This window comes from Peptoniphilus timonensis JC401, assembly GCF_000312025.1.
Classification (GTDB): Bacteria; Bacillota; Clostridia; order Tissierellales; family Peptoniphilaceae; genus Peptoniphilus_A; species Peptoniphilus_A timonensis.
Window position 1 is genome coordinate 84527 of the sequence record NZ_HE978596.1, and the last position, 22522, is coordinate 107048.

A 22522-nucleotide genomic window follows, 5' to 3' on the forward strand; every position below is an offset into this window, starting at 1 on the left:
ATTTAAGCAAGATCTTTTACCTTATAATCATTTTCAGCATCCACTAAAGTCTTTAAAAGTTTTTCAATTTCACTCTTATCAGCCTTTATAAATTTTATCTTTTTAGGATGTGCCACAATATTCTTAACTTCCTTTAACATTTCAGGAGCAGTACCTTGATAGTGAAGTGGAAACCTAAAATAATTAAAAGTTCCATCGAAGTTTAAATAATAATCAAAATGTTCAAGCCCTGCCATACATGGACCAGAATTAAGACCCAGGAGTTCTCTTTTAAACTTCTCGTCCTTTTCATAATCATCAAAGCTTGACATAGATTCACCTCTTTCAGTTACACCTATTCCAAGACCATCCTTTCTAGGATTTAAATATGGATTCTTATTTAATTCAGGTTCAAAAAATTGTCCAGCTTTTGCAAAAGATAACCAGGCAAGACATCCTTCAACTTCACCATTCTTATATCCCTTGAAAACCTTTGAAGGCATTTCTCTCATCTTTTTTTCATAAGCTGCCTTTTCTTCATCAGACTTGCCTGCCATGTCCTTATTATACAAATAGTCTAAGCCAAGAGAATCTTCTTCATTATTTTTCTCTTCACTTTTTATTTTCTTAGTGTCATAGCCTTCGCCAATTACAACAACCCTCTTGTCCTTGTCCCAGTCAACCCTTCTGCAATGGCCCTTAGTGGCACAAAAGTCCTATCATCCTTAATACTTGGAGCAACATCTAGTTTAATAGTGTTGCTATTTCCACCAGCAAAATCATTTATTTCCTTTTTATCGATTGTAAGATAAAGGACACTGCCATAATCATCACTAATTTGTACACTCCTATTGGCACTATCCCAAAGAACTTTTTTTCCCAAGTTTTCAGAAATTACCCTAAGAGGAACCATAGTCCTATCCTTATAAATGTACGGATCCACATCTGACTTTACAAAATCTCCTTTCATCCAAATCCTAATATCAGAATTTGCAAAAACAAAAGTTGGAATGGCAAGAGCAAAAATAGATGCAGCCAAAATAAATTTCTTCTTCATAAAAACCTCCTTATAAATTAAATTTAAAATATTTCCATATTTTCTCTCTTTAGTATGATTATATCTTAAAAACAATTAAAAAGAAGTGGAAAATATAAAGCTATGAAAATTTACAAATTCGAGTCTTATAATGACTTAATAGTAATTTTGCACAAGAAAAAATCCCCAGATTTCCTGGGGATCTCTCAACAAATTATTTTAATTCATTTAATCAAAATAACTTATTTATTCTTTTTATTTCTCTTCTTTAGTTCAAGATAAGCTAAACCACTTGCAGCAAGTGAAGCTAGTCCTGCTGAAGAAAGGATACCTGCGTCACCAGTCTTTGGTGCTTTTGTGTCGTCATTTGTAGAAACTGGAGCAAGATTTTTATCTACTTCATTTGTTTCAACTTTTTCTACTACTTCGTCTTCACCTTCAACAGGCTTAACTTCTTCTACTTCCTTAACTTCTTCTACCTTTTCTTCCTTATTTTCAACTTCTGTAGTTTCTTCAGTTTTTTCTTCAAGAGTCTTTTCAGTTTCAACTACTGGAGTTGATGGAACTTCAGTAACTACAGGAGTTCCTGGAGTCTTGTGATCGTGATGAGTTATTCTTTCAACTTCAATTTCTTCAGCTGGAGTTAGAGGAACAAGAGGAGTAGTGTCCTTAGGTTCTTCTGGTTCAGAAGGTTCACTAGGATCTACTGGTGTATCTTTTTTCACTAATCCTAGGTCTACTGACATGTTGTCTTCATCTTTTATTGTTACGGTTACTTCTTTACCGTCTGAGTCTTTTTCATCGTCAGTTCCTTCGTCAGTTTTTGTTATTTCATAACCTTCTGGTACTTCGAATGTTACTTTGTATTCGCCATTTTTTAGTCCTTCGAATTTGTAGTTACCATTTTCATCTGTTGTAGTTGTTTTTTCTTCTGTTAAATCTCCACCTGTTAGTTTAACAGTTACTCCAGATTTTCCTGTTTCTTTTTCACCTTGAATTCCGTCTTTGTCTTCGTCAATCCAAACTTTATCTCCGAGGCCATATGTTTTTTCTTCTGGTGCTTCTTGTTTTACTAATCCTAGGTCTACTGACATGTTGTCTTCATCTTTTATTGTTACGCTTACTTCTTTACCGTCTGAGTCTTTTTCATCGTCAGTTCCTTCGTCAGTTTTTGTTATTTCATAACCTTCTGGTACTTCGAATGTTACTTTGTATTCGCCATTTTTTAGTCCTTCGAATTTGTAGTTACCATTTTCATCTGTTGTAGTTGTTTTTTCTTCTGTTAAATCTCCACCTGTTAGTTTAACAGTTACTCCAGATTTTCCTGTTTCTTTTTCACCTTGAATTCCGTCTTTGTTGTCATCTATCCATACTCTATCGCCTAGTGCGTATGTTTCTTCTACTGGTGCTTCTTTTTTAACTAAGCCTAGGTCTACTGACATGTTGTCTGCATCTTTTATTGTTGCTTTTACTTCTTTGCCGTCTGAGTCTTTTTCGTCGTCAGTTCCTTCGTCAGTTTTTGTTATTTCATAACCTTCTGGTACTTCAAATGTTACTGTGTATTCACCATTCTTTAATCCTTCGAATTTGTAGTTTCCGTCAGCGTCTGTTTTTGTTGTTTTTGCTTCTGTTAAATCTCCACCTGTTAGTTTAACTGTTACGCCTTCTACACCTTTTTCGCCTTCTGTTTGGATTCCATCTTTGTTGTCATCTATCCAAACTCTATCGCCTAAGGAATAGTTTTCTTCTACACCTGAACCACCAGTATTTCCCGTTTCAAATTGAATTTGGTTTTCAAGTCCTAAATCTAAAGTTCCTTGACCATAAAGTGTCGCTCTAGATCCTAGATTAATTTTTTTAACATTAGGATCAATTTTAGATTTAACTGTTATAATATATGGATTATTAATTTCATTTTTTCCAAAATCCATATAAATTTTACCATTATCATAAACAGGATTAATACCTTGGGCAGTTTGTCCTTTTACAGGGTTTTCATAAACTGCATCAGGTATCTTTGTTCCTTGAGGAACTTCTACTATTTCTACACTAGTATTTTCGTCAGTAAAGTAAGCTTGGGATGCTTGGTTGTCAAATCCTCTATTATCTACAATAATTCCAACGCTTCCATTGAAATTTTCACCTGTTGAATGTCCTATATATTTTGATTCAGGATTTATATAAAATACTTGAGTAAAGTCGCCTGTTTCAGGATTGAAATATGTGTATTGACTTGTACCATTTAAAACCATTTGATAGTCATCATATCTTACCTCACCATAATTTACGAATAGTTCCTTTGAGTCAGAATGGTTTCCAACACTAACAGTAAAGGTTTGGGTTTTTGAGTTTTGAACTTTTTCTTTTACATCATAACCACCATATTGGACTGCAACTCTTACTTCATCTAATCCTTCAACATTTTCATTAAAAGTATATCTGATTTTATGTCTAGATAATCTCTTTCCATCGGCAACTGTTTTGCCATTTATATCTATTGGATCAGCCTTATCTGTATCAGGTTCTATTCCCTTTAGTGTCCAGTTATCAGATAGAACTATATCAAAATAATCACCTGATTTTGTGCCTTCTGGTGCCTTAAATGCTACTGACCACGCTAGTCCTTCTCCATCGCCTGCATTTAATGTACCAGGAGTTTCAGTATCACCTACATGGACTTCAGCTTCTGTGATTTCATTTGATATATCTCTTCCTGCTTCAGTTTCTTCGCTTGCAGCTAGGGCTTCTGGATCTTCTTCAGATACTTGTAGTTCTTCTTCATTTGCAAGTTCTTCTTTTAGTGGATCAACTTCTTCTTTTTCTTCTTCTATTTTAGCTTCTTCTGTTTCTTCCACTGATACTTCTTTATTTTCAATTGCTTCTTCAGCAACTTCTTCTTCAGTAATTTCTTCAGAAGCTTCTTCTCTTGACATAGCTTGGTCAGCAGTTTCTGTTTCTTCTACTGCCTTTTCTTCAAGAGCTGGTAGAGCTTCTTTTTCTTCAACTACATCTTCTGAAACTTCTGCCACTTCTTTTTCTTCTACTTCAGCTACTTCTTTTACTGGAGTTTCTGTTTTTTCTGCCACTTCTGTTACTTCCCTTGATGAAGTTTCAGAAGCTATTTCTTTTGCTGGGCTTTCTACTTTTGAACTTTCAACTGCTTCTGTATCGGAGGCTTTCGAAGTTTCGCTAACTTCTCTAGTTTCTGATATTTGTGTACTTTCTGACACTTCGCCATCAGCTACTTGTGCGTTTACTACTGTAGGTGGCAAGAATATGCAGTATCCTAATACACAAGAAACTAATCCTACTGATAATTTTCTTGTGCCATATCTTAGCTTTCTGCTAGCAGATTTTTCCTTTTTCTTTTCAATAAATTCTTTTAATTTTTCCAAAATTTTTCTTCCTCCATTAATATACACCTATTATATAATCACAAAGAGCATAAGTACTGTCCTAGAAACAACTAGTAGATTGCCCAGCCCTTTTGTCTTCCTAAAGTATACCCTTAGACTGGAAATTATAACAAAAAACATAAGAAAAATACAATACTTTTTTTATGCTTTTTTTGAATTTTATCTAGATTTTTTTCAAGTTCTAAGAGCAAAATTTTGCATAGTAATACAATATTTTATCTTATGTATTTCTCTTAATGGAGCCTTCTAAGAAAGTTTTTCTATTGTATAAAAAAAACTGCTGGCATAAACCAACAGTTAATTTATCTTATATTAGTCAGCGCTATATGGAAGAAGTGCAATTTGTCTTGCTCTCTTGATAGCTACTGTCATTTCTCTTTGATGTTTTGCATTTAAGCCAGTGATTCTTCTTGGAAGAATTTTACCACGGTCAGAAATGTAATTTCTTAATGTTTCAACATCTTTATAGTCAATTTTTTTAGTCTTATCTTTTTCAAAAGGATCTACTTTTTTCCTTCTGCCAAATCTTCTTTGCATTTTTACCCTCCTTAAAATGGTATATCGTCATTATCAACAGGGAAAAATCCATCGTCATCGTTATCGTTATTGTTCTTAGAAAAATCATTTTCGTAAGCAGAATTCACTGGTCCTTGGTTGTTAAAACCTGATTGATTGAATCCACCTTGGTTTTGGAAATTATTTTGATTATTAAATCCGCCTTGGTTTTGGTTAAAGCCGCCTTGTGCTTGTCCTCCTCCTTGGCTAGATCCAATAAATGTCATGTTATTTACTACAACATCTGTTGTGTAAATAGTTCTTCCATCTTTTTCATAAGATCCTGTTTGGATTCTACCTTCGATTCCGATTTGGCTGCCTTTTTTGTGATAGTTAGCTATAAGCTCAGCTACTGCTCCAAAAGCTGTGCAAGATATAAAATCAGCTGTTGGCTGACCTGCTGCTTCAGCTTCTTGTCTTTTTTGCTTGCTTAGTCTTCTATCTACGGCAACAGTGAAACGACACATTGCTGTGCCTGTTTGTGCATAACGAAGTTCTGGATCTCTCGCTAATCTTCCGATTAAACTTACACTATTCATAAAAACTCCTTAGTCTTCAACTTTGATAATCATTTGTCTCATTACTGGGTCCATGATCTTTGCTACTCTGTTGATTTCTGCTATATCTTCTGCTTTTGTTTCAAATTCTACGAAAATATAGTAAGCTTCATTCTTGTAGTCGATTTCGTAAGCTAGTTTTTTCATACCCCATTCATCAACATTATTGATTTTACCGTCTTTTTCGATTACCTTTTTAAGTCTTTCGAAAGAAGCATTTCTTTTTTCTTCTTCCACTTCTGGGTAAAACATAATCACCGCTTCGTATTTATTCATACTTTCACCTCCTTATGGTCTTCGGCATAGCATTTAAGCTATGCAAGGATCTCAATCTTTGATATTATATATTAAAGAAAAGACTTAGTCAAGATTTTTTTAAAAAAATGAGGTGTTTATGCAAGTTAAAAAATTAAGGTTAATGAAAAAAAGACTATTGCCCTAGTTGCCCACGATCACAAGAAAAAGGAACTCTTGTCTTGGGTAAAAAGACATGAAGATGAGTTAAAAGGACACAATTTTATTGGCACAGGGACTACTGCAGCTCTAATTTCTTCAGAAACTTCTCTTGATGTAAAAAGACTTGTTTCTGGTCCTCTAGGTGGCGACCAGCAACTTGGTGCAAAAATTTCTGATTCACAAATTGATATTTTAATTTTCTTTTGGGATCCTCTTGAGGCACAACCTCACGACCCTGATGTCAAGGCACTTCTTAGGATTTCAACTCTATATAACATTGCCCTTGCTACATCTTCTACTACTGCTGATTATATTTTATCTTCACCAATGTTTTCAGGAGAATATGATGTAGAAATTTTGGACAATGATTATTCTGTGGAAGATAGAATTTCAAAAAATGATTTTGATTAATTTTTAAAATTTTTTATTTAAGCTAATAGATATTTTTTATTTTCATATAATTTTCATATATGGAGAATAGTTTTAATATTTAGGAGGAAATATGGATTACAAAAGATTTGATGACAAAATAATTGCAAGAATTGACAGGACTGAAGAAGTTCACGAAAAGTTAAAGGAAATCGCCCTAAAGGAAAATATTAAACTGGCAAGTGTCTATGGACTTGGTGCAACTGATGACTTCACTATTGGCATCTTTAGTGTTTCAAAAAAAGACTACAAGGAAAGAAATTTTAAGGGAGAATTTGAAATTCTTTCTATTATAGGTAGCATTTCAACTCTCGATGGCGAATACTATCCTCATATTCACATTTCTGCATCTAATGGCGATGGCAATGTCTTTGGCGGTCACATGAAAAGTGCAAAGATAAGCGTAACTTGTGAACTTACAATAAATATTATAGATGGCATAGTTGACAGACAAAAAGATCCTAAAACTGGCATAAATATTTACAAGTTTGATTAATTCTTATAGGGACACAATTAATGAATTTTACTAAAAAAAAGTTTTTTTGACTATATTATTATTGTTACTTGCCCTTCCTCTTATTTCTAATAGGTTTTTTAAGACAAATTATGAGGATTTAGATTCTGATACTAAAGAATTGCTTAAAGAGTATGAAAAGTTTTACGACAAAAAAGTTGAACTTTGGAAAAATTACAAGCTAGATGAAAAACCATTGCCATGATAAATAAAAATTTTCTTGGAGATTTTAACTTGATAAATCCCAGTGAAGAAATAAAAAGTTTATCTGCAAAAGAAATTAAAATGCCACAAAATTTTAAGATAAAGGTTTATAGGCTTTCAAAAAATTATCCCAAGAGATTTAATTTTATAATGGGAAATTTTAACACTAAGGATAAAAATTATTCAATTTTGGGTCAAAAAAATATTTTTTATTTAAAGACAAATGAAGATTCTCTCGCAGAAAAATACAGCTCTAAGAGATTTCTTCCTCTTTTAGCTCACGAAGCTTTCCACTATTATGTCCAAGATGACTGGGATGATTTAACATTTCGAGGTCTTTCTTATTCAGAGGATGAGCTGACTTTATTGGACAAGGAATATAGATTGTTAGATCAAATTAAAGATGAAGTTGAAAAAGAAAATTCAGATAAGATTTTGCTAGATTCCTATTTAAAAGATCATTTGGAAATTATAAAAGAACGCAAAAAATTTACTGACAGCGATAAATTAAAAGCCGAGCTAGTAGAAGAAACGATTGAGGGAACGGCACAATATGTTGAAATAAAAGCTGCAAAGGCCATAGATTATGACCTTGGAATTTTATACTTTGACAATACAAAAGATGTTAATTTCTCTGACATTCTTCCTACACTAAAAAAGGGACAAATTGATCAATCTCTTATTGGTTCACACCTCGTTTATGCCTCAGGTGCTCTTCTTTGTTTTGCAATGGATAAAATGGATTTTCCAAATTGGCAAGAAGTTTTAACTGAAAAAAATAAAAAAGAAAGTTATACCCTACACGATTTAATATCTGATTATTATAAAAAATAATTTTATATATCCTTGGCAAGTCTAATTTTAAAATGCTGAGGATATTTTTATGATTTTTATAAAAATATCATGTATGATAAAATTATAGATAGAAATTTTATTTAGGAGAAATGATAATGTTAAATAGATTTTTAAAATATATTTCCTTTGAAACCACAAGTGATGAAAGTTCAGAAACTTGTCCTTCAACTAAAAGACAACTAAAACTTGGAAATTATTTAGTGGAGGAGTTAAAATCCCTTGGCATCGAAGCAGAAATTGATGAAAATGGTTACGTCTATGGAAAAATCCCTGGCAGAGTAAAAGCTAAAAAAACTATTGGCTTCATCGCTCACATGGACACTGCCCCTGACATGACTGGGAAAGATGTAAAAGCAAGAATTATAGAAAATTATGATGGAAAAGATATTAAGTTAAATGATAAATTTACATCTTCTCTTGCTGATTTTCCTTTTTTTAAAGGATTTAAAAGGAGAAACTATTATTACCACTGACGGAACTACACTCTTAGGTGCAGACGACAAGGCTGGGATTGCTATTATAGTTTCTGCAGTGGAAGAGCTTATTAATGATAAAGAGGAAAAGTTTGGCGACATAAGAATTGCCTTTACTCCAGATGAAGAAATTGGAAGAGGTGCAGATCTTTTTGATGTAAAAAAATTTGATGCAGATTTTGCTTTTACTGTAGACGGTGGACCTATTGGCGAGCTTGAATATGAAACTTTTAATGCAGCGTCAGCAAAAATCGAAATCCAAGGCAAAAATGTTCATCCAGGTTCTGCAAAAGATACTATGATTAATTCTCAACTTATTGCCATGGAATTTAATTCTATGCTTCCAGTAAATGAAAGACCAGAACACACAGAAGGATATGAAGGTTTTTCCCTTCTTACAAATATTTGTGGCAGTGTTGAATCAACAAAGATGAACTATATTATTAGGGACCACTCAAAGGAAAAGTTTTTAAAGAGAAAAGAATTATTCGAAGAAATCGCAAATTTTTTAAATAAAAAATACGACAACAGAATTAAAATTGAAATAAAAGACCAATATTACAATATGAGAGAAAAACTAGAAGATCACATAGAAATAATTGATCTTGCCAAGGCCGCCTTTGAAAAATCAGATGTAACTCCAAAAATTGGACCAATAAGAGGTGGAACAGACGGATCCAAACTTTCTTTTATGGGACTTCCTTGCCCAAATCTTTTCACAGGTGGCTACAATTATCACGGAAGATACGAGCTTGTGAGCCTGGATCAAATGGAAAAATCTAAAGAAGTTGTGAAAAATATTATAAAAATTTTAGCTGAATAAGTTATTTTAAAATCATCACTTTTGTGGTGATTTTTTTTCATATTTTTATAGGCTAGAAAAACTTTACAAATTACAATTTTTTATAAAATTCCACAAAAAAATAGTGCAAGAAATTTTTCTATCTCTCACACTATTTTGCCACTATCAAAAATTATTATTTGAATTCTCGTCTGAAGAATTTTCTTCTGAAATTGCTTCTTCTTTTAGCTTATCTCTTAACTTCTTATCTCTCATCTTTTGTTCTGCGATATTTCTTTCTTCTTCAGTCATGTTTTTTAATTCTTCTTCTGTATATTCTTTTACATATTCTTCATCAGAATTATTTTGTCTTAGTCTTTCTAATTCTTTAGCCTCGTATCTTGCGCTTTCCTTGTCAACATAATAAAGAGGAGAACCCTTTTTCATGTGTCCGTCTACAGTTTTTATATTAATATTTTCCTTATCGAGAGTTACACCGTAATAGGCAAGATAAGAAAGCTGACCGTAATTCATATCTGTTTCAATATGTTTATTTGCAATAGAAACTAATCTTGGAAGTTTTAAAAGCATCTTAGGCGATTTCATCTTGTCAAAAATCTTCATAATAAAATCTTGTTGAGCCTTTATCCTATCAAGATCCTGGTTTTTATAATTTTTTCTCATTCTAAGATATTTTACTGAATCTTTTCCATCTAAGAGGTGGAGACCCTCTTCAAAGTTGATTTCAAGTGGTGGTACAGTTGATGGATCAGTGTATTTGTACTCTGGTGTGTAAACTTCAACACCACCAATTGCATCAACAAGTTCTTCTACAGCTTCGTAATTAACTGTGACATAGTGATCAATTTTAACGTCCATAAAATCTTCGACACTTGAAACTTGAAGATCAATTCCTCCACGAGAATAAGCAGCATTCATCCTATAATTGTCATATCCCTTTAGCTTGTAATATGTATCTCTTGGGATTGATAAAAGTCTAACCCTATCAAATTTTGGATCTATGGACAAAAGCATAATTGTATCTGCTCTTTTCGAATTTTTATCAACTTCATAAGTCACATCACTGGAATCAATTCCTATAAGAAGAATGTTTACAATGTCTTCATCTTCATCAAATATAGAAATTTTTTCTGGCTCTTCTATTGCCTCTTTATTTTCAATTTTATTATCGTTAGCTAATTTTTTTCCTCTTGGCATAAATATAAATGTAAGTCCCAAGGCTCCAAGGAGGAGTACAACAGTAAGGAATACAAATATTCTGTAAATATATTTCATATTAACCTCCTAAAATAAGTCTATATAAAATAAGACAATATTTCAATACTTTTATTTATATGATAGTTTAATTTATCTTTTGGGGTAATATATAAGTATGAAAATATTATTAGACGCAGATGGTTCACCCATAAGAAAGATATGTGAAGATCTCTCAAAAAAATACGCTGCAAGGCTAATAATGGTAAGAAATTATAGCCAAGAATTTACTCCATCCTATGGAGAAGTTGTAGATGTAGATATATCAAAGGAAGCAGCTGATATTTATATTGCAAATCATGCAAAAAAAGATGACCTTGTGATAACAAATGACAGGGGACTTTCCTCTCTTGGCCTTTCAAAGGGAGCAAGAGTAATGGATTTTCAAGGAGAGTTCCTTGATGATGACAATATAATGCAGTATCTTTCTGTTAGACACTTCAATAAGAAAATGAGAGATAGGGAAATTTATTTTAATATTTCTAAGAGAGAAAAAAGTGCCGATGAAAATTTTTATAAGGCACTAGATAAATATTTGGAGGGAATAAATATGCTTACACTTTTTATTTCAAACCTTTGCCCAGATTGTCCACCAGCAATAGAAGAAATAAAAAAGAGAAAGATAAAATGTGAAATAGTTGATATCACATCATCAATGGCAAGTCTTAAAAAATTTTTAAAAGAAAGGGATTTTTCAGATGCCTTTGACGAAATCGTGGAAGAAGGTAGTGTTGGAGTACCTTGCCTTATGCGTGACGATGAATTTTTCTTCTTTGATGGAGATTTAGATGAATTCTTAGGAGGAAAAGATGGAATTTAATCAATTTTTAGATTTGGCAAAAATAAGAGAGTCCTGTAGAGAATATGATCCAGAAAGAGAAGTTGAAATAGAAAAATTAGAAGCTTGTCTTGAAAGTATGAAACTTTCTCCTTCTGCATGCAATGCCCAACCTTATTTCTATTATGTAGTTCAAGGCGAAGATGCGAAAAATATTTCTAAGTATTTTCAAGTTGGAACAATGAATTCCTTTGTAAAAGACGTAAATGCCTTTGCAATTGTGACAGAAGAAAATTACAACTTGTCTGCCAAAATAGGTTCAAGTATAAAAAATCAAGATTATAAATCAATTGATATTGGAATATCAGCAGCTTATTTTACTGCCGAGGCCACAAGTCTTGGACTTTCAACTTGCATAATAGGTTGGTTTGACGAAGAAAAATTGCAAAAATTTTTAAAGACAAAATCAAGAATTAGACTTGTAATAGCAATTGGCTACGCAAAAGATGACAAACTTCGTGAGAAAAAAAGAAAGACTTCTGATGCAATTTATAAAATAGTATCAGAAGATAAATAAATTTGAATTTATAACTAGGCTTATTAAATAAGCCTAGTTTTTTTGTAAATTTTATTACATAAGGGGTCTGATATATCCCATCTCAAGTGCAATATTATAAGCTTCAATAGCATTCTTAGCACCAAGTTTTCCATAAATATTTGCAAGGTGGTTGTAGAGGGTCCTCTCGCTGATGTAGAGCTTTTCTGCAATTTCTTTTTTTGTCTGACCACTTAAAACTTCTATTAAAATCTCTTCTTCTCTCTTTGTAAGAGGCTCAATTATTTTCTTATTTTCATCAAAAGAAATTTTTTCATCCTTGTAGACCCTCTCAAGTCTTTCTATTACCCCATCAACATCAAGTGACTTGTTAATAAAATCCCTGGCTCCCTTTTCAAGAGCAAGCCTCTTGTAATTTATCATGTCGTAGGATGTCAAAATCACAATCTTTTTATCTTTATCATAAATATTATCTAAGATGTCAAATCCCGTCTCCTCTTGCTTGAGATTTATATCCAAAATTATTATGTCGTAGTCTCCCTTCACTTCTTCATAAAAGATTTTTATGTCGCTGGTGTAGGTGCAAGAAATACCCCTCTCTTCCAATAGGAGCTTCAGACTCTCTCCAAAAATTTTGTGGTCATCTAATAAAAGAATTTTCATCTCTGTACCTTCTTATTTTTATTCTAGTGTAAAGACTTCCCTTCCTGTCTTCATAGGAAATTTCTCCTTCCTTAGAAGTCACAAGGACCTTCAAAAGGAGGACACCCCTCTTTGAGTCCTCAATATTCTTGAAGTCTTCCTCTCTCATGCCATCACTTTCTACTTCCATAACAATAAAGTCCTCATCTTCATAAAGCCTATAAAAAATATAGGAAGCCTCTGAATGCTTGTAAATGTTGTTGGCAAGCTCCTTAGTAATAGTTGATATAAGTCTTATTTCTTCCTTGCTTGCATTTCCTCTTAGGGTCTCAGAAATTTTCTGGTCTATCTTAGTTTTCTTTTCTGGATAGAGACTGGAAAGATTTTCAAAAACTCCCTGAATATTTTCTTCTATGCCAAAGTCTTCAAAGAGACTAGTTTGATAAAACTTCATAATTTCTCTAAGCTTTCCATTTAAGTTTGTGAGAATATCCCTTGACAGATCCAACCTGGGCTCTGCCAAGCTTAAATAGTTTTTAGCAGCAAAAATATCTTGGAGGACTTCATCATGGATAAGTCTTGCAAAATTTTCACGTTCTTCGCCAAGATATTCGGACATATAAAAAAGTTTAAAGACTTCTTCATAGACGTCTTCCCTGTCCTTTAAAAAAAGATAGAATAAAAGACAGTAGGCAAAAAATATTATTTGATAAAAAATATGGATTACTGGCCCATCAAGGTCAAGTAGATAAATAATTATAGTGGATAGGATAACTAGGGTAAATGTGGCAATCTGGGTCATCTTCTTAGAAACTGGAAGGACACTAATATGTCTAGCCCTATCAGGTTTTAGGTTTTTCTTAATATAAAATAGACTTGTTGGAAGTCCTAGACCTATAAAAATTATTGGACTTAAATTTTTATTGAGAGCCAGGGCAAAAAATAAAAATGAAATGAGAATAAGAAATCCATGACTTTTCTCATCTTCTTCTTTACTTATCTCTGTTTGAATAAAGCCGTAAATAGTCCCTATAATTAAAAAACTCATTAGGTTCATAAGGGCTTGGTTTTCTATTAGGTCCCCTACTTTATAAAGCCAGGCCCAATAAAATATTAGGGCAAGTTGGCAAATTATGATTTTTAAAATTCTCTTTCCCATCAAAAGTAGGTCACTCCAATCCTCTCCTTATTAGTTCTAAGGACCATAAAAATATTTATAGAAGTTAAAATTAAAAACTTGCTTATCAAGTACAATTCTATCACAGAAGTGAAAATATAAATATTAGTTGAGACCACTAAGATAAGAGCTCCCAAGAGAATTATTTTGTTTTGGATTCCAGCCATCTTGTTCATGTTTTCTGTGTTTAAAATTTTTAGAATTAAAAAATTTGTGTAAAGGCCTGCCGTAAGTAAGAAGTTAAAAATCTCTAAGACTCCAATTTTTGTCTTAAAGACAAAGAATATAAGGGCAGGCAAGAGGGTAAGAAGGCTAGCTAGGTATATGGATCCAAAATATTTTATGACTAAGAATTTTATTCCAACCCCATTGGCAAGGAAAAACTCGATTTTCTTCCTTACCTTGTCATCTTGAATGGTAACCTTAGAAAATTCTAGGGCAAAGATTGTAAAGAGGATGGCAAGACCCTCTGTCCCCATAAGCCTTGCTAGGCTTGTGTATTTTTCAATGGAAAAACTTGATAGGTAAGTAAAGACCAGACCAAAAAATCCCATCAAGATGGCGTTCTTGTCCAAGTTTTTCTTTAGGTCGAGAACAATTGATTTTAAGACCACTCTACTTTCACCTCCATGACTTTTTCATTGTCCATCTTTCTGACTTGATAAAATGAATAAATCCCCAAGCCAAGTCCAAGAATTAGATTAAAAATAATTAAAAGTACATATAAGTCCAAGTTTATAGATCCTAGAAAAGCTAAAATTCTTCCAGAAAAATTCCCCAAAAGATAAATTCCAAGACTTGTGCTAAAGAAAACCATATTTTTGAAAAACTTAAAATTCTTCCTATACATTGCCATGACGTTAAGGGTCAAGATCAAAAAATAATGAAGGGCGATGCAAGAAAGATAGAGGGCTATAAAGGACTTGCCCAAGTCACAAATAAGATAAGTTCCAAAAAAAATTATAAAGGAAGGAAGAGATGAAATCCTCCAATTTTCTATTGAGTAGGCCTTGATGATTTCTCTCACGTCAAGTCCTGCCCCTAATAAAAACTCCATCCTTCCACTTAGCTTGTCCTTTAGACTTAAGTTTACAAGAATGGTGTTGGACCCAATTATGCCAAAACCAAGTATAAGGGCATAGGACATGAGGATAATAAAATCTTCTCCCCTTTCCCTTAAGAGAAACTTGTAAATACCGAGGAGGTAGGCGAAGGCAATTACAAGAAATAAAACTGTGTTAACTATCACTTCCCTGTCCCTAAAGATCAGGTATCTTGCCGCCCTATTTAAATCTTTATCTTTCATTTTGACCCCTCCTCTATAAATAAGTCCTCAAGATTTTCTCCAAGCTGAGAAACTTCCTTGGTGAATAAAATTTTTCCATCCTTAATCATAGTCACCATATCAGCAACTTTTTCAATCTCTGACAAGTCGTGAGATGTTATGACAATAGTCTTGCCTTGGTCTTTTAAAATTTTTATAATTTTTCTAATTTCAACTCTAGACAGAGGATCTACTCCCGAAGTAACTTCGTCTAAGAAGATGATGTCTCTATCCATTAGGACAATGATGAGAAGGGATAGCTTCCTCTTCATGCCCTTGGAGTAAGTTGACACCTTCCTGTCTAGGTCATCAGTGATTCCCAAAATATGGGCATAAGTCTTGTAGTCCTCCTTACTAAAATTAAAGTATAGGGAATAAATATTTATATTTTCCATCCCAGTCTTGTCTTCATAGAGATAGTCATTTTCAAGTAACATGGCATAGGATCCCTTGACTTCGACACGACCCTTGCATTTGTAAATTCTTGTCAAAATCCTCAAGAGACTTGTCTTGCCAGACCCATTGGGACCCACAAGGGCGTGGACTGTTTTTTCCCTTATAGACAAAGAAAAATCACAAAAGACTTCCTTGTCCTTAAAGGACTTTTCAATATTTTCAACAAGTATTATGTCTTTCATATTGCCTCCTTATCTTGCAAGTCTCCTGTGATTTTATTTTTCTTATTTAAGAATTATTTTTTATTTTTAAAAATTCAAAAACTTTAAGATGCAGCCCAAAAATATTAGGATGATACCCAAGTATTTATTCTTTTCCTTATCCTTCTCCAGAATAAAACTTGCAAAAATATAAATTCCGATAAATAAAATAATATTTGAAAGTGTAAGGTATTTCATTTCTTAACTCCATTCTAATTTAATAAAATCATAATTTTATGAGTAATAACTGCAAATTTTTTTGAATTTACTTTCTTATGTTTTTACTTCTACTTAATAAATAAGATTTTATAATCTTTTAAGACAAAATAAAAGAGGAGGCTAAGCTCCTCAAATTTATTTATTTAATTCTTCTTCCATGGCTTTCACAAGTTCTTTAAATTTTTCTTCTTCAAGCTCTGTAAAGCGACCTATATTTGGTGAATCTAAATCAAGAACTCCTATTACTTCGCCTTTTATTTTTATTGGCAAGACTAATTCTGAATTAGACGCTGAGTCGCAGGCAATGTGACCTTTAAAGTCGTGAACATTTTCTATTCTCATAATTTTTTTATTTTTCCAAGCTGATACGCAAACTCCTTCTTCAGCAATTCTTGTGCAAGCAGGAAGTCCTTGGAAGGGTCCCAAGACTAATTCATCTTCTCTTACAAGATAAAATCCAGCCCAATTTAAATCTTTTATCACATTAAATATTATGGAAGAAATATTTGCCATCATGGCTATAATGTCTTTTTCTGTTTTTATGGTAGCCCTGCCAAAGTCCACCATGTAGTCAAGTCTTTCTTTATTGTCTAAGTTTTCTATTCCCTTAATCTCTAACATCTTTTCTCCCAAAATTTTATCTTTTAAAAACTATATTTCCACCAACAACTGTCATCCTTGGTTTAATATCTTTTATTTCCATTGGGTCAATTGTAAAAATGTCCTCATCTAAGACAACAAAGTCAGCTAAGAAATCTTTTTTGATTCTTCCCTTAATGTCTTCTTGAAATTCTACATAAGCAGATTCCACTGTGTAGGCATCAATAGCTTCGTAAACGTCTACACATTCCTTTGGATAAAATCCTCCTTCTGGATTTCCCTTTTTATCTTTACGAGTCACTGCCATGTAAATATTTGGAAATGGATTTAGGTTTTCAACTGGTGCATCAGTTCCATAAGCAAGGTGAGCACCAAGATCTTTTAGGCTCTTAAAAGCATAAGATGTGGATGCAAGTTCTTTGCCACATCTGTCTTCAACAACTTTCATGTCATAATCCAAAAATATTGGCTGTGCCATGACACAGATGTCATCTCTTGCAATCCTTTCAAGGAGTTCTCTGTCAGTTATTTGGCAGTGAACAAGAGTGTGACGCAATTTATTTTCTCCATCAATAAAGGAATCTTCGTAACACTTAACTGTATCTTCGATTGCCTTATCTCCAATGACGTGAGTTATGACTTGCAGATTATTTTTTGTTGCCAAGTTCACGTATTTTCTCATCTCTTCATCTTTTATCCAAGGAAGTCCGTGGTTGTCCCTATCGTCATTGTATCCATGGCGCATAAGGGCAGTTCTTGCTCCAAGAGATCCGTCCTTAAATAGTTTAAGAGGTCCAAGTTTTAAATAATTTGTGTCATAGTCATGAGAAGTGTATTCTCCTTCAGACAAATATTTTTCAAATTCAGAAAAATCATTAAAGCAAACTTGGTGTCTATACCTAATTTTTTTATTTTCCTTATAAATATCTTTTAAAAGTTTAAAGGCAACAGGTCCATTCATAAAAGTTGTGCCAACATCATTTGACTGAACTGATGTAAGACCACAAGATACTGCATAGTCCATAGTTTCTATTAGCATTTCACGTCTTTCATCAAGGGTAAAATCTGGTATAACATCTTTTGCAAAATTGCAGGCATTGGCAGTGTAAACTCCAGATGGATAACCATCGTCACCTATTAAAAATTCTCCATCAGGAAATTGTGGACTATCCTTTGTAAGTCCAAGAATTTCAATGACCTTTGTGTTTGATGAAACTATGTGACCACATACTCTTTCGAGAACTATGGGTATTTCTCTTGAAATTTTATCTAAATCAAAGCGGTTTGGTATTCTCTTTTCACCTGTGAAAAGATCTTGGTTCCAGCCAATGGCATGAATTCCCTTTTGACATCTCTTTGGATTTTTTTCCATAAAAAGTTTGCATCTATCAATCATTTCTTTAATGGACTCAACTCCTTCAATGTCAACTTGGTTCATGCTTTCTCCAAATTGCATAAAGTGAAGGTGAGAATCGTTTAATCCAGGTATTACTGTTCTTTTTTCAAGGTCAATTTTTTCTATATCATCATCGAGGTATTTTTTTACAAGGTCTTCTGTTTTTCCAACTTCTTTTATAAATTCATCTTCGACATAAATTGCCTCTTGAAATTCATCTCGATTGACATAAACTTTTCCATTGTAAAATAATTTTTTCATCTTATACCTCTTTTTTCTCTTTTTTAATTTTGCATCAAAAATCATATAAGTGATTGCACCAAGCATTGGCACAACAAGACCAGTTAGTCCTGTAATTGGATCTTCTAATGCACCTTGGACAACAAGTCCTGCAAAAATTAGAGCTGTTATAATTACAGAAACTGGATAGAACCAAACTTTGTATGGTCTTTCAATTTTTGGATATTTTTTCTCAAAATTGGAACACATAAAATTGTAAGAACTGAGAAAATCATTCCTGTTATTACTACCATGTTAGTCAATTGGTCAAGGTTTGATGAAAGTACAAGTAAACAAGCAAATACACATTGGACAATCATTGGAGCTGTTGGAACTTTATATTTTGGATGAAGTTTTGCAAAGGACTTAAAGAAGTGACCTTCTACAGCCATTGCATAGTACATTCTTGGTTGAGCAAGTATAAGTCCATTTAGGGTCCCAAACATTGCAAGAATCATTCCTGCACTTACTATGAGTACTCCAGCTTGTCCAAATACTCTTTTTGCTACTTCTGTTCCAAGATATAAATCTCCAGAATCTATCATTGCCACGATTTCTTCGTGAGGAATTACCTTCATAATGGCAAAGTTAAATAATGTGTAAAGAACCGTTATTCCACCAATACCAATTATTAGAGCAAGTGGAAGATTTTTGTGAGGTTCTTTTATTTCTTCTGCTACTGTATTTAAATTTGTCCAACCTTCATAAGCCCAAAGAGTTGCAACCACTGCTATGGCTATCATTCCAAAAATATTTGTGCCAGAAGTCTTTGAATATTCAACAGCAGATCCAAGACTCAAGTCTGGACTAATTTTTCCAACAAATAATGCTGCTATCATTACTATTCCTATGGGAACAAGTTTTGCTACCATAGATAGGTTTTGTAAAATTGAAGCTGCCTTAACTCCAAATAAATTGTAAATAGTTAGGGCAATTATTAAAAATATGGCTGCAAGTTTAATTCCAAAATCAGAGATTTCAAAAAAACTTTTGAAAACAGTCATAAGGGCAATTGCAACTGCGGCAACTGAACCTGGTCCACCAACTATCCAGTCAGTAAAGCCTGATATAAATCCAACTATTGGATGGTAGGCTTCATTTAAGTAAACAATTCTTCCTCCAGCCTTTGGCATAGCAGTACCAAGTTCTGCATAACAAAGTCCTCCAAAAAAGTGTTATAAGTCCACCAATTACCCAACAAATAAGAGCAAGACCAGAGTTCATATTAGTCCTTTGAAGAACATAGGAACCTAGATAAAAAATTCCAGAACCTATCATAATTCCGCCAATGATACTAACTCCACCAAAAACTCCAATTTCTCGATTAAACTCAGTATTCTCTGTGGTTAATTTTTCAATATCCTTTGAATTGTTATTCATAGCACACCTCTTTCCTCTATATTTTATATTTTTTAATTTTTAAAACTGTGAACAGGAGCTGGAATAAATCCACCTCTTTGTGCAAATTTTTCTGCACTGCCTGGATGAACTGGAATAATTGGAGCAGAACCCAATAGTCCACCAAAAGTTGCTTCTTCTCCAACTTTCTTTCCTATAACTGGAATAAGTCTAACAGCTGTAGTTTTTTGATTTATGATTCCAATCATGGCTTCATCAGCAATTATTGCAGCAAGCGTTGATGCCTTTGTATCTCCTGGGATTGCAATCATGTCAAGACCAACGGAGCAAACACAAGTCATGGCTTCAAGTTTTGAAAGACCAATGTATCCATTTCTTGCAGCTTCTATCATTCCTTCGTCTTCACTCACTGGTATAAAGGCACCAGATAGTCCACCAACGTGATCAGATGCCATGATTCCACCTTTTTTCACTGCATCATTTAGCATGGCAAGAGCTGCAGTAGTTCCGTGACCACCTGCAAATTCAAGACCAATTTCTTCTAGGATTCTTGCAACAGAATCTCCAATGGCTGGAGTTGGTGCAAGGGATAAGTCAATTGTTCCAAAGGGAACACCAATTTTATTTGCAACTTCTGTTCCAATTAATTCTCCAAGTCTTGTTATTTTAAAAGCAGTCTTCTTTATTGTTTCAGAAACTACATCAAAACTTTCTCCCTTAACTTTTTCTAGGGCGTATTTTACAACTCCAGGTCCAGAAACCCCAACGTGAAGGACTACATCTCCCATACCTACACCGTGAAAGGCTCCTGCCATAAAGGGATTATCTTCTACTGCGTTGGCAAAGACAACGAGTTTTGCACAACCAATGGAATCTTCATCTTTAGTATTTTCTGCAGTTTCAACAATCTTTTCTCCCATTAGCTTAACTGCGTCCATATTAAGTCCCTTTTTTGTTGTACCAACATTTACTGAAGAACAAACTTTATCAGTTTCAGCAAGGGCACGCGGGATAGAGTTAATTAAAATTTCATCTGCTGGTGTCATTTCTCCATGAACTAAAGCAGAAAAACCGCCAATAAAGTCAACTCCAATTTCCTTTGCAGCCTTGTCGAGAGTTCTTGCAAATTCTGTATAGTCTTTTTCATCAGTTGCACCAGCTATTAGGGCTATAGGTGTAACAGAAACTCTTTTATTTACAATTTCTACACCGTATTTTTTTGCAACTTCATTTGCATAATCTACTAGATGTTTGCCATATTTTGTTATCTTTTCATAAATCTTTTGGCGGGCAAGATCTCCGTCCTTATCTATACAATCTAAAAGTGAAATGCCAAGAGTTACAGTCCTAATATCTAAGTTTTCTTGATCCAGCATCCTCACTGTCTCTAAAATTCTTTTTTTATCCATAAAGATCGCTCCTTAAATTTGGTGCATCTTGTCAAAGATACCTGTGTGTTGAACTCTTATAGAAAGTCCAAGTTCTTCCCCAAGTTTTTCATAGGCATCTACAACTTCTTGGAATTCAACATTCATCTTAGTTAAATCTACCATTACAATCATTGTAAAATAACCATCTAAAATTGTTTGAGTAATATCAACAATATTTAAATCAAATTCCACCATCTTTTTTACAACTTCGTATACAATACCAATTTTGTCACTACCTATTACAGTTATAACAGCTCTCATAATTTCCCCCTTATTTAAAATTACAATCATTATACCATAATTTAGGACTTTAATAATGGCATTTATAATTGTATTTAAACTCACTTTATTATAATATTATAGCAAAAGGAGGGCTGTAAATGAAAAAGTTAAAATTTATTGTTCTTTCATTAATTGCAATTTTATTTTTTACAGGATGTAATAAAAATAAAATTGCTAATGAAGAAAAAGTAGCTGAAAAAAATAAAATGGAAGAAAAAGGAAAATCACAAGTTAATGAACAAGAGATAAAGCTCTTTATTGCAAGAGAAAATCTTGGAGAATCCTCTGAAAAGTTTCCGCAATCAGAAATCATTGGAGATTTAAGTTTAAAAGACTATGAGAGAATTTTTATGGGAGTTAACTTTAATGACAAGTTAATAGAAAAGACTGAAGATAAAGCTGGCGATTTAACAATTTATTCTCATGGCAGAATAGTTAAACTTTCCAATGAAGAAGTTGATGGAATTTATAAAAACGAAGAAATTAGAAAAGATGGTTCAAAAATAATTGAATCCAAGAAAAATCTAAGGACCAAGGCTCTAGAACTTTTAATTTCAAATAAAATGCGTGAAATTGAAAAACTTAAAAATCCTGGAGAATATGAAACTTATTATACTTATTTAGTTAAGGACTTTTTTGAAGATGGAAAATTAATTTTCCTTGCCTCTATAAAGAATTCAAACTTTTCTTTTAAAGATGGAATTTTTAAGGAAGAGTCTGGCTATACCACTCCCGTGGAAATTAGGTATGTCTTAGATAATAATAAAAATTTTGCCTTTGATGAAAAAATTGAAGCTATGGAAGGGGCAGGATACGGGCCTTCAATTAAAAAAATGGCTCGCGACGATCAAGCTATTTTTGATGTCTTTTTAGATGATAGAAGTGGAAAAGACTATGACAAATTAATGGAAGACTTGCTTTATGTGGCAGAAGAAAAGGGTCTCGATAATTTTACTCACAAGTTAGAAGAAATCCCTGGTTATGAAAAAGATGTAATCTATATAAAAGATGGTCCAAACCACATCCCTGGCACAGTTGAAATTGCCAAGAAAAAAGACTATGAAGAGGCAAAAAATAGTGTGGGAAAGGTAAATTGGTCCTACTGCGAAGGAGTAGTTTATCACGAAAAAACTGGCATTGCCGTAAAAGGCATAATTGATTATTTCGAATAATTTTATAAATTTTTAATTAAGATTTTTTTAAAGTCTTAATGATATATAAAGGTTTAATTAATTCAATCTAACCTTAGCTTATTCCCAACTATCAATTAACAAATGAGTTTTGGTAGAAAAAA

General features: G+C 33.1%; 25 protein-coding genes and 1 pseudogene. 8 read left to right on the forward strand and 18 right to left on the reverse strand.

What is annotated here, in order from left to right:
• Positions 1-2: 2 nt before the first annotated feature.
• From HGPT_RS08760 to rpsF, 6 genes are all read right to left on the reverse strand, one after another.
• Positions 3-551: a hypothetical protein gene (locus HGPT_RS08760; protein WP_155799237.1), complete on the reverse strand. Its 549-nt coding sequence runs from the start codon at positions 549-551 to the stop codon at positions 3-5.
• 77 nt (positions 552-628) lie between these two features.
• Entirely contained in the window at positions 629-1036 is a 408-nt protein-coding gene (locus tag HGPT_RS07125) for a copper amine oxidase N-terminal domain-containing protein (protein WP_051007905.1), read from the reverse strand.
• Between the two features lie 221 nt (positions 1037-1257).
• Positions 1258-4410 carry an SdrD B-like domain-containing protein gene (locus HGPT_RS07130; protein WP_019139148.1) on the reverse strand — a complete coding sequence of 1051 codons (3153 nt, stop codon included), beginning with the start codon at positions 4408-4410 and terminating at the stop codon, positions 1258-1260.
• Positions 4411-4743: 333 nt separating this feature from the next.
• Positions 4744-4968 (reverse strand): 30S ribosomal protein S18, encoded by a 225-nt coding sequence (gene rpsR, locus HGPT_RS07135; protein ID WP_005957053.1) that lies wholly within the window; start codon positions 4966-4968, stop codon positions 4744-4746.
• An 11-nt stretch (positions 4969-4979) separates the two neighbouring features.
• Entirely contained in the window at positions 4980-5525 is a 546-nt protein-coding gene (locus HGPT_RS07140) for a single-stranded DNA-binding protein (RefSeq protein ID WP_019139149.1), read from the reverse strand.
• Between the two features lie 9 nt (positions 5526-5534).
• Entirely contained in the window at positions 5535-5819 is a 285-nt protein-coding gene (rpsF, locus tag HGPT_RS07145; protein ID WP_019139150.1) for a 30S ribosomal protein S6, read from the reverse strand.
• Positions 5820-5951: 132 nt separating this feature from the next.
• Between rpsF and HGPT_RS07150 the strand changes: the two genes are divergently transcribed.
• The 5 genes and pseudogenes from HGPT_RS07150 to pepT all read left to right on the forward strand — a co-directional run bounded on the left by HGPT_RS07150 (position 5952) and on the right by pepT (position 9297).
• Positions 5952-6410: a methylglyoxal synthase gene (locus HGPT_RS07150; protein ID WP_040542821.1), complete on the forward strand. Its 459-nt coding sequence runs from the start codon at positions 5952-5954 to the stop codon at positions 6408-6410.
• Positions 6411-6501: 91 nt separating this feature from the next.
• The gene (locus HGPT_RS07155; protein ID WP_019139152.1) at positions 6502-6924 is read left to right on the forward strand and encodes a PPC domain-containing DNA-binding protein; all 423 of its coding nucleotides are present in this window, start codon (positions 6502-6504) and stop codon (positions 6922-6924) included.
• Between the two features lie 46 nt (positions 6925-6970).
• Positions 6971-7147 carry a hypothetical protein gene (locus HGPT_RS09045; protein WP_019139153.1) on the forward strand — a complete coding sequence of 59 codons (177 nt, stop codon included), beginning with the start codon at positions 6971-6973 and terminating at the stop codon, positions 7145-7147.
• 29 nt (positions 7148-7176) lie between these two features.
• Complete coding sequence (locus HGPT_RS07160; protein WP_019139154.1) at positions 7177-7980, forward strand: hypothetical protein; 804 nt, start codon at positions 7177-7179, stop codon at positions 7978-7980.
• 116 nt (positions 7981-8096) lie between these two features.
• A pseudogene (pepT, locus tag HGPT_RS07165) lies at positions 8097-9297 on the forward strand (peptidase T).
• Positions 9298-9441: 144 nt separating this feature from the next.
• Here pepT and HGPT_RS07170 read toward each other — a convergent pair.
• Positions 9442-10551, reverse strand: a complete 1110-nt coding sequence (locus tag HGPT_RS07170; RefSeq protein WP_019139155.1) for an LCP family protein — start codon at positions 10549-10551, stop codon at positions 9442-9444.
• Between the two features lie 97 nt (positions 10552-10648).
• Here HGPT_RS07170 and HGPT_RS07175 point away from each other — a divergent pair, with 97 nt between their 5' ends.
• Both HGPT_RS07175 and HGPT_RS07180 read left to right on the forward strand, forming a co-directional pair.
• Positions 10649-11350, forward strand: coding sequence for a DUF188 domain-containing protein (locus HGPT_RS07175; protein WP_019139156.1), 702 nt, complete (start codon positions 10649-10651; stop codon positions 11348-11350).
• Positions 11340-11885 carry a nitroreductase family protein gene (locus HGPT_RS07180; RefSeq protein WP_019139157.1) on the forward strand — a complete coding sequence of 182 codons (546 nt, stop codon included), beginning with the start codon at positions 11340-11342 and terminating at the stop codon, positions 11883-11885. Before HGPT_RS07175 ends, HGPT_RS07180 begins: the two co-directional genes overlap by 11 nt.
• Positions 11886-11939: 54 nt before the next feature.
• On the opposite strand, the gene HGPT_RS07185 is transcribed toward HGPT_RS07180, so the two are convergent.
• From HGPT_RS07185 to HGPT_RS07230, 11 genes are all read right to left on the reverse strand, one after another.
• Positions 11940-12527, reverse strand: a complete 588-nt coding sequence (locus HGPT_RS07185) for a response regulator transcription factor (RefSeq protein WP_019139158.1) — start codon at positions 12525-12527, stop codon at positions 11940-11942.
• Positions 12505-13665 carry a sensor histidine kinase gene (locus HGPT_RS07190; RefSeq protein ID WP_019139159.1) on the reverse strand — a complete coding sequence of 387 codons (1161 nt, stop codon included), beginning with the start codon at positions 13663-13665 and terminating at the stop codon, positions 12505-12507. The genes HGPT_RS07185 and HGPT_RS07190 overlap by 23 nt, the downstream gene beginning before the upstream one ends.
• Positions 13665-14297, reverse strand: coding sequence for a hypothetical protein (locus tag HGPT_RS07195; protein ID WP_019139160.1), 633 nt, complete (start codon positions 14295-14297; stop codon positions 13665-13667). Before HGPT_RS07195 ends, HGPT_RS07190 begins: the two co-directional genes overlap by 1 nt.
• Entirely contained in the window at positions 14288-14989 is a 702-nt protein-coding gene (locus tag HGPT_RS07200) for a hypothetical protein (protein WP_019139161.1), read from the reverse strand. The genes HGPT_RS07195 and HGPT_RS07200 overlap by 10 nt, the downstream gene beginning before the upstream one ends.
• Complete coding sequence (locus HGPT_RS07205; RefSeq protein ID WP_019139162.1) at positions 14986-15645, reverse strand: ABC transporter ATP-binding protein; 660 nt, start codon at positions 15643-15645, stop codon at positions 14986-14988. The genes HGPT_RS07200 and HGPT_RS07205 overlap by 4 nt, the downstream gene beginning before the upstream one ends.
• Before the next feature lie 372 nt (positions 15646-16017).
• On the reverse strand, positions 16018-16503 hold the full coding sequence (locus tag HGPT_RS07210) for a GAF domain-containing protein (protein WP_019139163.1): 486 nt from the start codon (positions 16501-16503) through the stop codon (positions 16018-16020).
• A gap of 16 nt (positions 16504-16519) precedes the next feature.
• Positions 16520-18367 carry an amidohydrolase gene (locus tag HGPT_RS07215; RefSeq protein ID WP_019139164.1) on the reverse strand — a complete coding sequence of 616 codons (1848 nt, stop codon included), beginning with the start codon at positions 18365-18367 and terminating at the stop codon, positions 16520-16522.
• On the reverse strand, positions 18292-19290 hold the full coding sequence (locus HGPT_RS07220) for an APC family permease (protein WP_245544187.1): 999 nt from the start codon (positions 19288-19290) through the stop codon (positions 18292-18294). The genes HGPT_RS07215 and HGPT_RS07220 overlap by 76 nt, the downstream gene beginning before the upstream one ends.
• Positions 19253-19537 carry a hypothetical protein gene (locus tag HGPT_RS10160; RefSeq protein ID WP_245544188.1) on the reverse strand — a complete coding sequence of 95 codons (285 nt, stop codon included), beginning with the start codon at positions 19535-19537 and terminating at the stop codon, positions 19253-19255. The genes HGPT_RS07220 and HGPT_RS10160 overlap by 38 nt, the downstream gene beginning before the upstream one ends.
• Positions 19538-19569: 32 nt before the next feature.
• The gene (locus HGPT_RS07225) at positions 19570-20925 is read right to left on the reverse strand and encodes a PFL family protein (protein ID WP_019139165.1); all 1356 of its coding nucleotides are present in this window, start codon (positions 20923-20925) and stop codon (positions 19570-19572) included.
• A 12-nt stretch (positions 20926-20937) separates the two neighbouring features.
• On the reverse strand, positions 20938-21207 hold the full coding sequence (locus HGPT_RS07230; protein ID WP_019139166.1) for an ACT domain-containing protein: 270 nt from the start codon (positions 21205-21207) through the stop codon (positions 20938-20940).
• 119 nt (positions 21208-21326) lie between these two features.
• Here HGPT_RS07230 and HGPT_RS07235 point away from each other — a divergent pair, with 119 nt between their 5' ends.
• Positions 21327-22400: a hypothetical protein gene (locus HGPT_RS07235; protein WP_019139167.1), complete on the forward strand. Its 1074-nt coding sequence runs from the start codon at positions 21327-21329 to the stop codon at positions 22398-22400.
• The last annotated feature ends 122 nt before the right edge of the window (positions 22401-22522 follow it).

Excerpts from the sequence above, each read along its gene's own strand:
- HGPT_RS07210 (WP_019139163.1), bottom strand. The coding sequence starts at position 16,503 with ATGTTAGAGATTAAGGGAATAGAAAACTTAGACAATAAAGAAAGACTT.
- HGPT_RS07205 (WP_019139162.1), bottom strand. The coding sequence starts at position 15,645 with ATGAAAGACATAATACTTGTTGAAAATATTGAAAAGTCCTTTAAGGAC.
- HGPT_RS07170 (WP_019139155.1), bottom strand. The coding sequence starts at position 10,551 with ATGAAATATATTTACAGAATATTTGTATTCCTTACTGTTGTACTCCTC.
- HGPT_RS07215 (WP_019139164.1), bottom strand. The coding sequence starts at position 18,367 with ATGTGTTCCAATTTTGAGAAAAAATATCCAAAAATTGAAAGACCATAC.
- HGPT_RS07225 (WP_019139165.1), bottom strand. The coding sequence starts at position 20,925 with ATGGATAAAAAAAGAATTTTAGAGACAGTGAGGATGCTGGATCAAGAA.
- HGPT_RS07155 (WP_019139152.1), top strand. The coding sequence starts at position 6,502 with ATGGATTACAAAAGATTTGATGACAAAATAATTGCAAGAATTGACAGG.
- rpsR (WP_005957053.1), bottom strand. The coding sequence starts at position 4,968 with ATGCAAAGAAGATTTGGCAGAAGGAAAAAAGTAGATCCTTTTGAAAAA.
- rpsF (WP_019139150.1), bottom strand. The coding sequence starts at position 5,819 with ATGAATAAATACGAAGCGGTGATTATGTTTTACCCAGAAGTGGAAGAA.
- HGPT_RS07175 (WP_019139156.1), top strand. The coding sequence starts at position 10,649 with ATGAAAATATTATTAGACGCAGATGGTTCACCCATAAGAAAGATATGT.
- HGPT_RS07185 (WP_019139158.1), bottom strand. The coding sequence starts at position 12,527 with ATGAAAATTCTTTTATTAGATGACCACAAAATTTTTGGAGAGAGTCTG.
- HGPT_RS07200 (WP_019139161.1), bottom strand. The coding sequence starts at position 14,989 with ATGAAAGATAAAGATTTAAATAGGGCGGCAAGATACCTGATCTTTAGG.
- HGPT_RS07235 (WP_019139167.1), top strand. The coding sequence starts at position 21,327 with ATGAAAAAGTTAAAATTTATTGTTCTTTCATTAATTGCAATTTTATTT.
- HGPT_RS07140 (WP_019139149.1), bottom strand. The coding sequence starts at position 5,525 with ATGAATAGTGTAAGTTTAATCGGAAGATTAGCGAGAGATCCAGAACTT.
- HGPT_RS10160 (WP_245544188.1), bottom strand. The coding sequence starts at position 19,537 with ATGAATAACAATTCAAAGGATATTGAAAAATTAACCACAGAGAATACT.
- HGPT_RS07190 (WP_019139159.1), bottom strand. The coding sequence starts at position 13,665 with ATGGGAAAGAGAATTTTAAAAATCATAATTTGCCAACTTGCCCTAATA.
- HGPT_RS07125 (WP_051007905.1), bottom strand. The coding sequence starts at position 1,036 with ATGAAGAAGAAATTTATTTTGGCTGCATCTATTTTTGCTCTTGCCATT.
- HGPT_RS07230 (WP_019139166.1), bottom strand. The coding sequence starts at position 21,207 with ATGAGAGCTGTTATAACTGTAATAGGTAGTGACAAAATTGGTATTGTA.
- HGPT_RS07220 (WP_245544187.1), bottom strand. The coding sequence starts at position 19,290 with ATGCCAAAGGCTGGAGGAAGAATTGTTTACTTAAATGAAGCCTACCAT.
- HGPT_RS07180 (WP_019139157.1), top strand. The coding sequence starts at position 11,340 with ATGGAATTTAATCAATTTTTAGATTTGGCAAAAATAAGAGAGTCCTGT.